We start from the raw sequence: 12,663 nt of genomic DNA, 5'->3' as shown, positions 1-12,663 counted from the left end.
CTCGTGCCGCGGAGCGGCCAGCATAGCAAAAACCGGGTTTTTCTGAACAAAACCAAGAACTTCATGCTGTGGCCGGGGTCTTTTGCCGTCATTTGTCACTTGGCGTGCGACCCTGGATGCCGCCCCCGAATGGATCTTTTTGCGCATGCGATTCTGGCTCACTTTCCTGTTGGCGCTCGGGCTGGTCTTGTCCGGGACGGCCCTTGCGCAAACCCAAGGGCCGCAACATAACCCTGCGCCTGCCAAGGTTCGCGACTTGCAGCAGATCCGCAGCAGCAAGGTGCTGCGGGTGCTGGTCAACCAAAGCCGCAATAGCTCGGGCGAGGTCAAGGGCGAACCGGTCGGCATCGAGTATTACCGCCTGCGGGCCCTGGAACACTTCCTCAACGCGCGCAGCGACGATGATCAACAGATCGAGCTGCAGCTCATACCGCGGGCCAAGGAGCAATTGCTCGGCGCCCTGGCGCGTGGCGAGGGCGACCTTGCTGCACCGGGCGAGCTGCTGGACCCAGGCACTGTGCGCGGTGTCAGCAGCAGCGCACCGCTACTCGATCAGGTGCCGCTGACACTGGTCGGGCGCAAAGGCGAGCGCAGCTTCAGCAAGCTCGAGCAGCTGTCGGGGCGAACCGTGGCATTGACCAGTGCCAGCGCGGCGGGCCCATTCATCCAGCAGGCCAACCAGCAATTGGCCCTGCGCAAGCGGCCGCCGATCAAGGTGGAGTGGGTCGACTCGACATTGGCCGTGGAAGATGTGCTGGAGATGGTCCAGGCCGGCATCTACCACCTGACCGTGGTGGAGCAGCCTATTGCCCGGCGTTGGGCGCGGGTGATGCCGCGCCTGCGCCTGCACAGCGGTGTGCGTCTGGGGCCGCCGCAGGCCATGCGCTGGTATGTCGGGCGTGATGCGCCGCAGCTGCTCGCTGCAGTCGATCGCTTCCTCAAGGGTTACCGGGCGCCAGACAACCAGGATGCCGCGTTCGAGCGGATTTACCGCCGCCAGTATCGGGTGCACAACCCGTTGGCCAGCAAGGACCGCCGGCGTCTGGCAGCGCTGCGGGCCGTGTTGCAGAAGCATGGGCAGGCGCAACAGATCGACTGGCTGAACCTGGCGGCGCTGGCGTTCAAGGAGTCGACACTGAACCCGGCCGCACGCGGCAGCGGTGGCGCCCATGGGCTGATGCAGATCACCCCGGCAGCAGCCCAGCGTGTGGGGGTGAGCAACACGGCCACGGTAGACGGCAACGTGCTGGCCAGCGCGCGCTACCTGGCGCTGATCCGCCGCACGTTTTTCGCCAGCCCCAAAATCAACGAGCGCGAGCGCATGGCGTTCGTGCTTGCTGCCTACAACCTTGGCCCCGAACGCGTTCAAGCCATGCGCGCCGAAGCTCGCCGACGCGGGCTCAATGGCAACCAATGGTTCTTCCAGACCGAGCGTATTGCCATGGAGCAGGTGGGCATGGGGCCGGTGAACTTCGTCAACAGTGTCAACAAGTACTACCTGGCATTCAACCGCGAACGTGCAGCGCTTGAACGTGTAGCCAAGCGATGAAGTATCGATTTATTAGATAACAATGCTGGGTTTTTTGCGATTTTAATATCTTAGAAACTGATTAAGATGGCGTCCATCTCAACATAACTGCATCGCCTCAAGGACGCTTCGCCATGAACAACAACACGCTCAATGCCCTGTTTTCCACCCGTGCCGGCGCTGGCCTGAGCATTATCCGCATACTGGTCGGCATCATCTTCATGGCGCATGGTGCGCAAAAGCTGTTCGGCATGTTTGGCGGCTATGGCCTGGAAGGCACCGGCCAGTGGATGGAAAGCATCGGCCTGGCGCCGGGTTATCTGATGGCCCTGTTGTCCGGTAGTGCCGAGTTCTTCGGCGGGTTGGCCCTGGTGCTGGGGCTGCTGGCGCGCCCGGCGGCGCTGGCACTGAGCGTGACCCTGATCGTGGCGATTTTCTCGGTGCACATTGGCAATGGCTTGTTCATGTCCAACAACGGCTACGAGTTTGCCCTGGCGCTGCTCGCCGGTACCGTTGCCGTGATGATCGAAGGTGCCGGGCGCTTCTCGCTGGACCGCCTGATCGCCCGCTGACCCTTTGCAAGCTGTGAGCGACAAGCCGCAAGCAAGGGCGGGCCTTTCCTCGGCCTGCTTCTGCTTGCGGCTTGTCGCTTGCAACTTGAAGCTCATCGCTCTAGCATACCGCCTGCGCCGATTTAAACAGCTACTTGCGGGGCGCAGGAAAGCCCCTTGTGCGGCTCGTCCGAAATACCGCTAAAGCGCTGGTTCGGTGACGCCTCCCACCGCTGCCCAGCGGGATTCGCGAGGCGGAGAGAAGCACCATGAGTTGCCCACGTACCAGTGTCTGTTTGAGCCCTTTGCCTGCACACCAGGCATCCCGCACGCCGCGCATCCTGCTCGGCGGCCAGCATCAGCCCACTCTTTTGCGTCACCTCGAAGGCCTGTCCCGGCGCAAGGGCCAGGCACGCGCATTCCTGATCCAGTTCGCCGATGACGCCTGCAATCTTGCGCAGTATGGGCAGGACCGTTTCGACCTTGCGGTCATTCAGTCGCCCGGCCCGCAGGACGCTGCCGAGGTCATCGGCCACCTCACCCGTATCGCGCGCCAGGGCCTGATCACCCGCCGCTGAGGAGCGCCTGTTGAGCACCAACATCATCACCAGCGAAGGCCACGCGGCGCTGAAGAAAGAGCTGGACCACCTGTGGCGGGTCTATCGCCCCGAGATCACCCAGAAGGTCGCCTGGGCGGCGTCGCTGGGGGACCGTAGCGAGAATGCCGACTACCAGTACAACAAGAAGCTGCTGCGCGAGATCGACCGCCGGGTGCGGTATTTGCGCAAGCGTCTTGAGGACGTGAAGGTGGTGGCCTACTCGCCCGAGCAGGAAGGCAAGGTGTTTTTCGGCGCCTGGGTCGAGATCGAGAACGACGACGGCGAGACCATGAAGTTTCGCATCGTGGGTTATGACGAAATCTACGGCCGCAATGACTACATCTCGATCGACTCACCCATGGCCCGCGCCTTGCTGAAGAAGCAGGAGGGTGACGAGGTGCTGGTACACACACCTACCGGTGAAGCCACGTGGTATGTGAACAGCATCAGCTACGGCCAGTGAATTGCGGCTGCATGTGCCGGCCCGCATGCCGGGCCGGCACGTGCAGCCTCAAGTGTCCCGCAGTACCGCCAAAGGGCTGGCATTGAGCGCCCGCCGCGTGCCTATAACCCCCGCGCCGCCTACCAGCAAAGCCCCTGTCAATGGCAGCAACAGCAACCAGGGGTGCGGCCCCCACTGCAGATTGAAGGCATAGCGGTAAAGCACCAGGGTGATCAGTTCGCAACCCACGGCCGCCAACAACCCGCTGGCTGCCCCGAGCAGGCCGAACTCGATCCGCCGTGCCCTGACCAGCAGCGGCCTGGGCGCGCCCAGTGCACGCAGCAGGGCGCCTTGGCGAATGCGCTCATCCAACGTTGCCTGCAAACCGGCGAACAGCACCGCCAGCCCTGCCGCCAGCACGAACAGCAGCACATATTCCACGGCCAGGGTCACCTGGGCGAGGATGCTGCGCAGTTGGTCGAGCAGGGCATCGACCTGCAGGATGGTCACTGCCGGGAACGCACGTGACAGGGTCACCACGTCCAGGTCGTGCCCCGGCGCCAGGTAGAAGCTGGTCAGGTAGGTGGTCGGCAGGCCTTGCAGGGTGCCGGGTTGGAAGATCATGTAGAAGTTGGGCTGGAAGCTGTCCCAATGCACACTGCGCAAGCTGCTGACCCTGGCTTGGCGCTGTTGGCCGCCGATATCGAACGTCAGCAGGTCGCCAGTCTGAAGCTTCAGGCTCTTGGCCAGCTCTGCCTCCACCGATACCCCGGGGATTTCGTGTTCGCCGGGCAATGCTTGCCACCAGCTCCCGGCTGTCAACGCATTGCCTTCGGGCAGTTCGGCGGCCCAGGTCAGGCTGAGGTCGCGCTGCACGGCGCGCTCGCCTGCCGAATCCTTGCTGACGATCTGCTGCACCGGTTGTTGGTTGATCTGCACCAGCCGCCCCGGTGTCACCGGGTATAGTGGGGCCGCGACGGCGTTGACCTGCTGCAGGTGCTGAGCGAACGGCTCGCGGTCGTCTGGCAGGATATTCAGGGCGAAATAGTTGGGCGCATCCTTGGGTAGCTGGGCCTGCCAGGTGTCGAGCAATTCCGCCCGCAGCAGGGCGACCAGGGCCATGGCCAGCAGGATCAGGCCGAACGCCAACGCCTGGCCAGCGGCGGCCATGGGGTGGCGCAGCAACTGGCCCAACCCCAGGCGCCAGGTCAGCGGGGCGCCGGCCAGCAAGCGGCGCAGGCTGCGCAAGCCGAGCAGCAGCAGGCCACCGAGCAACAGCGCAGCAACCAGGCCGCCAGCCAGCAGGGCGAAGGTCAGCAGCAGGTCCAGGCTTAGCCGCCACATGATCAGGCCTAGCGCGAACAGGGCTGCACCGTAAACCAGCCAACTGCTGGGCGGTATCGGCAACAGGTCGCGGCGCAGTACGCGCAATGGCGGCACCTGGCCCAGCGCCGCGATCGGTGGCAGGGCAAAGCCGGCCAGTGCTACCAGCCCTGTGGCGATGCCGGCCAGGGCCGGTAGTACGCCCCCGGCTGGGACCACGCTGGGAAGCAGGCCGTGCAGTACGCGGAACAGGCCCAGCTGGGCAAGCCAGCCCAGCAGCGCGCCGGCCAGCGCCGCTACTACGCCGAGCATGGCCAGTTGCAGGCAGTACAGGCCAAGGGCCTGCCGGCGCGACAGGCCCAGGCAACGCAGCAGGGCACTGGCGTCCAGGCGCCGTGCAGCGTAGCGGCTGGCCGACAAGGCTACGGCCACGCCGGCCAGCAACACTGCCACCAGGCTGGCCATGTTCAGGTAGCGTTCTGCCTTGCCCAGGGCGCCGCCGATCTGCTGGTTGCCATCGCGGGTATCGCGCAGGCGCTGGTTGGCGGCCAGGCTTTTCTCAATTGCCTGGCGGTACTGCGCCAGTGCTTCGCTATCGCCACGCCACAGGTCGCGGTAGGTAACCCGGCTGCCGGGCTGGATCACCCCGGTCGCCTGCAGGTCGGCCAGGTTGATCATCACCCGCGGCGTGAGGCTGTAGAAGTTGTTGGCGCGGTCCGGCTCATAGGTCAGTACCCGGCTCATGCGCAGGGTTTTCATGCCGACGTCGATGCTGTCGCCTATCGACAGCCCCAAGGCCGCCAACAGGCGCGGTTCCACCCATGCTTCACCGGGCGCCGGCCCGCCACCCGGGCGTTCAGCACCATATGGGGCCGCGGCGCTGCGCAGCTGCCCACGCAGGGGGTAGGCGCTGTCGGCCGCTTTCACGCTGGACAGCTGGATACCGCTATCGCCGCCGACCACACTGGTGAACTCGACCACCTGAGCGTGGCGCAAGCCCAGTGCCTGGCCGGCCGCGAGTTGTTGTTCTCGGGCCGGGGCGCTGCCTTGCAACACCAGGTCGGCGCCAAGGAATTCGCTGGCGCGCAGTTGCATGGCGCCGTTCAGGCGGGCACCGAAATAGCCGATGGCGGTGCTGGCTGCCACCGCTACCAGCAGGGCGAAGAACAACACCCGCACTTCGCTGGCACGAAGGTCGCGGAGCAACTGGCGTAGGGCCAGGCCGCACAGGCGGGACAGCGGCATGTGTTTCATCAGGCCTCCACCGCTGCCACCAGGCGGCCTGCGTCCAGCCGGATCTGGCGGCGGCAGCGGCGGGCCAGGCGTTCGTCATGGGTAACCAGCACCAGCGTGGTGCCACGCTCCTGGTTCAGCTCGAACAGCAGGTCGCTGATACGCTCGCCGGTGTGGCTGTCCAGGTTGCCGGTGGGTTCATCGGCGAACAACACGGCAGGGTGCGCGGCGAAGGCGCGGGCGATGGCCACCCGTTGTTGCTCGCCCCCGGACAGCTGGCGTGGCGTGTGGCTGAGGCGCGCGCCAAGGCCGACCCGTTCAAGCAAGGTGCGTGCTTGTTCGCGGGCATCGCTGCGCCCGTCAAGCTCCAGCGGCAGCATGACATTCTCCAGGGCGTTGAGGCTGTCCAGCAGTTGGAACGACTGGAACACGAAGCCGACGTGTTCGGCGCGCACCCGGGCGCGCTGGTCTTCATCCAGCGGCCCGAGGTCGTGCCCGGCAAGTATCACCTTGCCAGCGCTGGGTTGGTCCAGGCCGGCGAGCAGGCCAAGCAGCGTCGACTTGCCCGAGCCCGAAGCGCCGACGATGGCCAGGCTGTCACCCCGGGCCAGGTCGAGGGACAGGGCGTGCAGGATGGCGAGGTCACCTTCCGCACTGGGGACCACTTTGCTAAGGTTCTGCGCAACGAGAATGCTGGGGCCCATGGAGAATCCGATGCGAATAAGGTGGCTGAGTGCCGGTCTGGCCCTGTATTGCCTGGCCCAGAGCGCGGCGGCGGGAACGTTGCTGGTGGTTGGCGATAGTATCAGCGCCGGTTTTGGCCTGGATAGCCGCCAGGGGTGGGTCTCTCTGTTGCAGACCCGGCTGGAGAAGGAAGGTTTCGACGCCAAGGTGGTCAACGCGTCGATCAGTGGCGACACCAGTGCGGGTGGCCAGGCGCGCTTGCCCGCGCTGCTTGCAGCGCATAAGCCCAGCCTGGTGGTACTGGAGCTGGGCGGCAACGATGGCCTGCGCGGGCAGCCGCCTGCGCAATTGCAACAAAATCTTGCTTCGATGATCGAGCGCTCGCGGCAGGCTGGCGCCAAAGTGGTGCTGCTGGGCATGCGCCTGCCGCCCAATTACGGTGTGCGCTACACCCGTGCGTTTGCCAACGTGTATGAGCAGTTGGCGGCGGACAAAAAGGTCCCGCTGGTGCCGTTTTTCCTTGAAGGGGTAGGGGGTGTGCCAGAGTTGATGCAGGCTGATGGCATTCATCCGGCCCAGGGTGCCCAGCAGCGCTTGCTGGAAAATGCCTGGCCGGCGATAAAACCCTTGCTGTGATGCTTTAAACGGGGGCAGCTTTCGGCTAATGTTGCGCCCCCCGTTTCGAGTGCCACCGATGCCGCGCCCCGCCTGGTCCCTGTACGCCTACCAATTGATCGAGCCCGATGAGCAGCTTGACCTGTTTGCCTGCCAGGAGGTCCGCGTGCACCTGGTGGCCCGGCAGCTCGAGTTGGGTGTGCCGGTAGACCGTACCTTGTGCGGTGGGCTGCTGCCCGCGCAACCGCGCTGGTCGGGGGTGCCGCGCTCGATCTATCGCGATGGCCGCCTGTGCGAGCTGTGCCGGGCCATCCTCGATGCCCAGCGGCGGGGCATGCGCCCGGTGTGGCCTGAGCTGCACGGCAGCTGAACGACTCGCACCTTTCATCATCTGAAACGCTTGCCGCTCAGCAATGCCTCCCGCTGGCACCAGTGCAGGTGTACAATCGATCCTCTTGACCCACCTTTCGAAGGATTTACCGGATGTTGCCGCGCTTTCCTGCCGTCACCCGTAGCCTGTCCCTGGCCGCCCTGCTGGTAGCAGGCCCCGCTGCTGCGCTGGAGCTGCCACTGCCACCTCCTGGTGAAGACATCGTCGGCCAGGTGCATGTGATCAAGGCCAAGTACGAGGACACCTTCGCCGATATCGGCACCGCCAACGACCTCGGCTACCTGGAAATGATCGCTGCCAACCCGGGTGTGGACCCGTGGTTGCCGGGCGCCGGCACCGAGATCATCCTGCCCACCCGCTACATCCTGCCACCGGGCCCGCGCGAAGGCGTGGTCATCAACCTGGCCGAGTACCGGTTGTACTACTACCCGAAAGGTCAAAACGTGGTGTACACCTTCCCGCTCGGTATCGGTCGTGAAGGCTGGGGTTCGCCGATCGCCAACACCAAGATCATCGCCAAGACGCCGAACCCGACCTGGACCCCGCCCGCATCCATCCGCAAAGAGCACGCGGCAGACGGCGATATCCTGCCTGCGGTGGTGCCGGCAGGCCCGGACAACCCACTGGGGCCATTCAAGTTCACCTTGGGCGTGCCGGGCTACCTGATCCACGGTTCGAACAAGAAGTTCGGTATCGGCATGCGCACCAGCCACGGTTGCTTCCGCATGCTCAACAACAACGTGTTGGAACTGTCCAAGCTGGTGCCGGTGGGTACGCCGGTGCGCATCATCAACGAGCCTTACAAGTTTGGTATCAGTGGCGGCAAGGTGTACCTCGAGGCACACACCCCGCTGGATGACCAGGGCAATCCGTCGGTAGTCGACAAGCATACCGCTGTCATCAATGCCTTGCTCAAGCGCGAAGACCTGGCCAACAACCTGCGCATGAACTGGGACATGGTGCGTGATGTGGTGGCTGCAGAAGATGGCATGCCGGTAGAAATTGCCGTACCGGTCGAAAACCAGGCAGGCGCACCGGTGGTTTCCAGCATTCCCCCAGAACTGCAGTAAGGTAGTGGCGATACAGGGAGGCCCGCCTTTGTGCGGGCCTTTTCGTAACAGTTGGAAGGCGCGGCAACGAGCAGGCAAAAAAAAGCCGACCCACAAGTGGGTCGGCTTCTTAACAATCCGTAAGGATTATTACTTGCGGCTGGCTTTGTCCAGCATACGCAGAGCGCGCTCGTTGGCTTCGTCAGCGGTCTGCTGAGCCTTCTGAGCGGCTGCCAGTGCGTCGTCAGCCTTACGGTAGGCTTCATCGGCACGGGCTTGAGCGCGAGCTGCTGCGTCTTCAGTAGCAGTCAGACGAGCTTCAGTTTCTTTGGAGACGCTGCTGCAACCGGTAGCCAGAACTGCGGCCAGAGCCAGAGCAGAGAATTTCAGAACGTTGTTCATCGTGTTCCCCTTCAAGGACTTTCTATTAAATAGCCATCTCTCGGAAAAGAGAAACTGGCCGGCGTACATAGTACTCATTACTTGTAGTAAGTAAACTGACTGAGCGCAAGAACTGCAAAAAAAATGTTGCTTGACGTGGCCCCGGCACGCTGTGCGAGCTGGGCGTGATCAACAACCTGTCGTGCCCGCAAGCAAGTGTAGTACAGGAACTTTTTTGTTGAACTAAGGGTGACTTGCACGGTCTTTCGGCGTCTTAAAGCCTAAAGCATCCGGCGGCTGCAGGGGCTACGGCATTAAGTGAAGAGGGTAGCGCCAAGCCCTTTTTAACTGTCGAAACCTTGAGTAAATCCGCATGCCGCGCCTACTATCTTGTGAGCGCCAGAAGACTCGAACGATTGCAATCGTCCAGCGGTCGTATGGGCAACAGGTGGCGTAGAGCATTCTGTGCCGGATTAAACCACCATCGGTTAAGGGAAGGGTCTACCTGAAAGACCTGCGAGGAGTAGTGATGAGCGAATCGTTGACCATCCACCATGACCAGGCCGGTCATCAGTTCGAGACCACCGTGGACGGTCATCGTGCCTACCTGACGTACATGGACCTGGGCAAGCAAACGCTGGATATCTATCGCACCTTCGTGCCTAACGCCCTGCGCGGCCGTGGCATCGCCGCCGCGCTGACCGAGCAGGCCCTGGCTTATGCCGAGCAGATGGGCTACACGGTGATACCGTCGTGCTCATACGTGGAGCGCTACATGGAGCGCCAGCAGCGGCACTCCACCAAGGCCTGAGCCAGGCCATGAGAGCGGGCCATGGTGAGCCCGCTCAGTAGGGCGTCAATCAGCCACGCTTGCGCTGCGGCAATACATCTTTGAGCTTGGCACGCATGCTGCGCAGCGTTTTTTCGGTTGCCGACCAGTCGATGCAGGCATCGGTAACCGACACGCCGTATTGCAGGTCTTCCAGGTTCTTCGGAATCGACTGGCAGCCCCAGTTCAGGTGGCTTTCGACCATCAGGCCGATGATCGACTGGTTGCCTTCGAGAATCTGGTTGGCGACGTTCTCCATCACCAGTGGTTGCAGGGCCGGGTCCTTGTTGGAGTTGGCGTGGCTGCAGTCGACCATGATGTTTGCCTTGATCTTGGCCTTGGCAAGGTCTTGCTCGCACAGCGCAACGCTGACCGAATCGTAGTTGGGTTTGCCATTACCGCCGCGCAGTACCACGTGGCCGTATGGGTTGCCCTTGGTGGTGACGATCGACACGCCGCCTTCCTGGTTGATACCCAGGAAGCGATGTGGCTTGGACACCGACTGCAAGGCGTTGATGGCGACGGTCAGGCCGCCATCGGTGCCGTTCTTGAAACCTACCGCCGATGACAGCCCCGAGGCCATCTCGCGGTGGGTTTGCGATTCGGTGGTACGGGCGCCGATAGCCGACCAACTGATCAGGTCCTGCAGGTATTGCGGGGAGATAGGGTCCAGCGCTTCGGTCGCGGTCGGCAGGCCCATTTCCGCCAAATCCAGCAGCAGCTTGCGGCCGATGTGCAGGCCGTCCTGGATCTTGAACGAGTCATCCAGGTACGGGTCGTTGATCAGGCCTTTCCAACCGACCGTGGTGCGCGGCTTTTCAAAGTACACGCGCATGACCAGGTACAGGGTGTCGGACACCTCTGCGGCCAGTACTTTCAGGCGCTCGGCATATTCGTGAGCGGCCTTGATATCGTGGATGGAGCAAGGGCCGACCACGACGAACAGGCGATGGTCCTTGCCGTCGAGAATATTGCGCACCACTTCACGGCCGGCAGTCACGGTCTGCAGGGCCTTGGCGCTGAGGGGGATTTCCTTCTTGAGCTGATCAGGGGTGATCAGGGTCTCGTTGGAGGCAACGTTCAAGTCATCGATCGGTAAATCAGCCATCGTGTTACTCGTCAGGTCACGGGTGCCGGCCGCCAACAATCCCCGTGCGGCCCAGCAGCAAGAATAATCGCAACGGGGAGCCGAACCTTAGCGCGTTACAAGGGGCGGGACAATGGGCTGAGCCCAGTCATTGTGGGGTTTTTACCTGTACCAAGGGTTGAAGCGCGAATGGCCTGCCCAGCGTTGCCCAACCGGTGTAAAAAGAACGCCTACCTGTTAGCTGGAGATTGGCATGCATTCGCGCGCACTACGTATTGGCATCATTGGCAGTGGCGCCATTGGCGGCTTCTATGGGTTGATGCTGGCCAAGGCCGGTTTCGATGTGCATTTTCTGCTGCGTAGCGAGTACCCGGCGGTATGTGAGCATGGCCTGAGCCTGGACAGTGCCGAGCACGGCACGCTGCACATGAAGGTGCAAGCCTATGCCAGGGCCGCCGATATGCCGCCCTGTGACTGGTTGTTGATCGGGGCCAAGGCGACCAGCAACGGCCACCTGGCCCCCTTGATCGTGCAGGCTGCCGCACCGGGTGCCAAGGTGGTGCTGTTGCAGAACGGCCTGGGGGTCGAGGAGCAGCTGCGCCCGGCACTGCGCAGCGACATGCACCTGCTGGGCGGGCTGTGCTTCATCTGTGTCAACCGGCAGGGGCCAGGCGTGATCCGGCATCAGGCCTTGGGTACCGTGAACCTGGGGTACCACAGCGGGCCTGCCAGCGATGGTGGTACGGCGCTGGTCAGTGAGGGCACAGGCTTGTTCCAGGCGGCGGGCATCGACTCGCACGCCATGCCGAACCTGGCGCTGGCGCGCTGGCAGAAACTGGTGTGGAACGTGCCTTACAACGGCCTCTCGGTATTGCTGGGTGCCAGCACCACTGCATTGATGGGCAACACCGCCAGCCGTGAACTGGTCCTGGCGCTGATGGCAGAAGTTGTGCAGGGTGCCGCAGCATGCGGCCATTTGCTGCCGGAAGGCTACGCCCAACACCTGTTCCAGGTCACCGAGCGCATGCCTGATTACTGGCCCAGCATGTACCACGACCATGCACACAAGCGCCCATTGGAGTTGCAGGCCATTTATGCCGAGCCACTGGCGCAGGCGCGGGCGGCTGGCTGCCGCTTGCCGCGCATGGAAATGCTCTACCAGGCGCTGTTGTTCATCGACCAGCACCAAGGCCGGGTCTAAGCGTTCGAGGGGGGATTCCCAGCCCGATACAGCTCACCCGTGCAGCGCGCCGGACGGCGAAGCGTGCCTCTGCCGCGCTGCTAAGCTGAAGCTTGATCTGCCGCAGCGGCAGTCCAGGAGGTCGAATGATCCGCTCCATGCTGTACGCCACCGACCTCGGTGTCTATGCCCCGTTTGTCATGCAACATGCGCTGGCGCTGGCGCGGACATTCGGGGCTGAGTTGTACGTGATCCATGCGGTCGAGCCCATGGGCCAGTTCGCTGAATCTCTCCTGCAAAGCTACCTCGACGAGCAAACGCTCGACCAGTTGCACAGCCAGGGGGTGAATACGGTAATGGCCAATATAGAGCAGCGCGTGCTGGAGAACTTTCGCGATGAGCTGGGCGAGGAGGCCGACCTAGCTGTCATCAAGGCCGTACGGGTTCGCCAGGGCGACCCGGCGCAGGTCATTCTGGATCAGGCGCAACGGCTCAGTGTCGACCTGCTGATTTTTGGTAGCCACAGTGCCGGTGCCGGGGTGGATGTGCCAATCGGCCGTACGGCGGTGCGGCTGCTGCAACTGTCGCCGGTCCCGGTCTACATGGTGCCGTTGGCGCAGCATTTGGGGCGTAGGAAAACGTGAGCGCGGCTGTAGGGCATATCCTCAGCATGTAACAAAATTGTTCTAGATTTATTTCCGGAACCACTAATATAGTTATATATCGTCGCTGCTTGCCGCCGCTGACTCATCGCTGAACCGAGGGAAATCT

General features: G+C 63.0%; 14 protein-coding genes. 10 read left to right on the top strand and 4 right to left on the bottom strand.

What is annotated here, in order from left to right; all coding sequences use genetic code 11:
• The first annotated feature begins 145 nt into the window (after positions 1-145).
• The 4 genes from G1E_RS15295 (at position 146) to greB (ending at position 3,141) form a co-directional block, all read left to right on the top strand.
• Positions 146-1,549, top strand: a complete 1,404-nt coding sequence (locus G1E_RS15295; RefSeq protein ID WP_009683837.1) for a transglycosylase SLT domain-containing protein — start codon at positions 146-148, stop codon at positions 1,547-1,549.
• A gap of 113 nt (positions 1,550-1,662) precedes the next feature.
• Positions 1,663-2,100 (top strand): DoxX family protein, encoded by a 438-nt coding sequence (locus tag G1E_RS15290; protein WP_009683838.1) that lies wholly within the window; start codon positions 1,663-1,665, stop codon positions 2,098-2,100.
• Positions 2,101-2,348: 248 nt separating this feature from the next.
• Entirely contained in the window at positions 2,349-2,657 is a 309-nt protein-coding gene (locus G1E_RS15285) for a hypothetical protein (RefSeq protein ID WP_009683839.1), read from the top strand.
• A 10-nt stretch (positions 2,658-2,667) separates the two neighbouring features.
• Positions 2,668-3,141: a transcription elongation factor GreB gene (gene greB, locus G1E_RS15280; RefSeq protein ID WP_009683840.1), complete on the top strand. Its 474-nt coding sequence runs from the start codon at positions 2,668-2,670 to the stop codon at positions 3,139-3,141.
• Between the two features lie 48 nt (positions 3,142-3,189).
• Here the strand turns inward: greB and G1E_RS15275 are convergent, their stop codons facing one another.
• Positions 3,190-5,697: an ABC transporter permease gene (locus G1E_RS15275; protein ID WP_047149917.1), complete on the bottom strand. Its 2,508-nt coding sequence runs from the start codon at positions 5,695-5,697 to the stop codon at positions 3,190-3,192.
• Positions 5,697-6,380 (bottom strand): ABC transporter ATP-binding protein, encoded by a 684-nt coding sequence (locus tag G1E_RS15270; protein WP_009683843.1) that lies wholly within the window; start codon positions 6,378-6,380, stop codon positions 5,697-5,699. Before G1E_RS15270 ends, G1E_RS15275 begins: the two co-directional genes overlap by 1 nt.
• Positions 6,381-6,390: 10 nt before the next feature.
• On the opposite strand from G1E_RS15270, the gene G1E_RS15265 reads away from it, so the two are divergent.
• From G1E_RS15265 to G1E_RS15255, 3 genes are all read left to right on the top strand, one after another.
• On the top strand, positions 6,391-6,996 hold the full coding sequence (locus G1E_RS15265) for an arylesterase (protein ID WP_009683844.1): 606 nt from the start codon (positions 6,391-6,393) through the stop codon (positions 6,994-6,996).
• A gap of 58 nt (positions 6,997-7,054) precedes the next feature.
• Entirely contained in the window at positions 7,055-7,345 is a 291-nt protein-coding gene (locus G1E_RS15260; RefSeq protein WP_009683845.1) for a hypothetical protein, read from the top strand.
• A 113-nt stretch (positions 7,346-7,458) separates the two neighbouring features.
• A complete protein-coding gene (locus G1E_RS15255; RefSeq protein ID WP_009683846.1) occupies positions 7,459-8,436 on the top strand; it encodes a L,D-transpeptidase family protein in 978 nt (325 codons plus the stop codon).
• Between the two features lie 129 nt (positions 8,437-8,565).
• On the opposite strand, the gene oprI is transcribed toward G1E_RS15255, so the two are convergent.
• Positions 8,566-8,817, bottom strand: coding sequence for an outer membrane lipoprotei OprI (oprI, locus tag G1E_RS15250; RefSeq protein ID WP_003259780.1), 252 nt, complete (start codon positions 8,815-8,817; stop codon positions 8,566-8,568).
• 508 nt (positions 8,818-9,325) lie between these two features.
• Between oprI and G1E_RS15245 the strand changes: the two genes are divergently transcribed.
• On the top strand, positions 9,326-9,607 hold the full coding sequence (locus G1E_RS15245; RefSeq protein ID WP_009683847.1) for a GNAT family N-acetyltransferase: 282 nt from the start codon (positions 9,326-9,328) through the stop codon (positions 9,605-9,607).
• Between the two features lie 49 nt (positions 9,608-9,656).
• On the opposite strand, the gene G1E_RS15240 is transcribed toward G1E_RS15245, so the two are convergent.
• Complete coding sequence (locus G1E_RS15240; protein WP_009683848.1) at positions 9,657-10,733, bottom strand: 3-deoxy-7-phosphoheptulonate synthase; 1,077 nt, start codon at positions 10,731-10,733, stop codon at positions 9,657-9,659.
• A 232-nt stretch (positions 10,734-10,965) separates the two neighbouring features.
• Here G1E_RS15240 and G1E_RS15235 point away from each other — a divergent pair, with 232 nt between their 5' ends.
• Together G1E_RS15235 and G1E_RS15230 are read left to right on the top strand one after the other, a co-directional pair.
• The gene (locus tag G1E_RS15235) at positions 10,966-11,913 is read left to right on the top strand and encodes a putative 2-dehydropantoate 2-reductase (RefSeq protein WP_047149916.1); all 948 of its coding nucleotides are present in this window, start codon (positions 10,966-10,968) and stop codon (positions 11,911-11,913) included.
• A 125-nt stretch (positions 11,914-12,038) separates the two neighbouring features.
• Positions 12,039-12,536 carry a universal stress protein gene (locus G1E_RS15230; protein WP_009683850.1) on the top strand — a complete coding sequence of 166 codons (498 nt, stop codon included), beginning with the start codon at positions 12,039-12,041 and terminating at the stop codon, positions 12,534-12,536.
• Positions 12,537-12,663 lie beyond the last annotated feature (127 nt).

The organism is Pseudomonas sp. TJI-51 (assembly GCF_000190455.2).
Taxonomy (GTDB): Bacteria; Pseudomonadota; Gammaproteobacteria; order Pseudomonadales; family Pseudomonadaceae; genus Aquipseudomonas; species Aquipseudomonas juntendi.
Note: the sequence above shows the minus strand (reverse complement) of the source record. Positions and strands in the feature narration are given on the sequence as shown.

Bases quoted from the DNA above. Each gene is read 5' to 3' on its own strand.
- G1E_RS15295 (WP_009683837.1), top strand. From the start codon at position 146: ATGCGATTCTGGCTCACTTTCCTGTTGGCGCTCGGGCTGGTCTTGTCC.
- G1E_RS15290 (WP_009683838.1), top strand. From the start codon at position 1,663: ATGAACAACAACACGCTCAATGCCCTGTTTTCCACCCGTGCCGGCGCT.
- G1E_RS15285 (WP_009683839.1), top strand. From the start codon at position 2,349: ATGAGTTGCCCACGTACCAGTGTCTGTTTGAGCCCTTTGCCTGCACAC.
- G1E_RS15275 (WP_047149917.1), bottom strand. From the start codon at position 5,697: ATGAAACACATGCCGCTGTCCCGCCTGTGCGGCCTGGCCCTACGCCAG.
- G1E_RS15270 (WP_009683843.1), bottom strand. From the start codon at position 6,380: ATGGGCCCCAGCATTCTCGTTGCGCAGAACCTTAGCAAAGTGGTCCCC.
- G1E_RS15265 (WP_009683844.1), top strand. From the start codon at position 6,391: ATGCGAATAAGGTGGCTGAGTGCCGGTCTGGCCCTGTATTGCCTGGCC.
- G1E_RS15260 (WP_009683845.1), top strand. From the start codon at position 7,055: ATGCCGCGCCCCGCCTGGTCCCTGTACGCCTACCAATTGATCGAGCCC.
- G1E_RS15255 (WP_009683846.1), top strand. From the start codon at position 7,459: ATGTTGCCGCGCTTTCCTGCCGTCACCCGTAGCCTGTCCCTGGCCGCC.
- oprI (WP_003259780.1), bottom strand. From the start codon at position 8,817: ATGAACAACGTTCTGAAATTCTCTGCTCTGGCTCTGGCCGCAGTTCTG.
- G1E_RS15245 (WP_009683847.1), top strand. From the start codon at position 9,326: ATGAGCGAATCGTTGACCATCCACCATGACCAGGCCGGTCATCAGTTC.
- G1E_RS15240 (WP_009683848.1), bottom strand. From the start codon at position 10,733: ATGGCTGATTTACCGATCGATGACTTGAACGTTGCCTCCAACGAGACC.
- G1E_RS15235 (WP_047149916.1), top strand. From the start codon at position 10,966: ATGCATTCGCGCGCACTACGTATTGGCATCATTGGCAGTGGCGCCATT.
- G1E_RS15230 (WP_009683850.1), top strand. From the start codon at position 12,039: ATGATCCGCTCCATGCTGTACGCCACCGACCTCGGTGTCTATGCCCCG.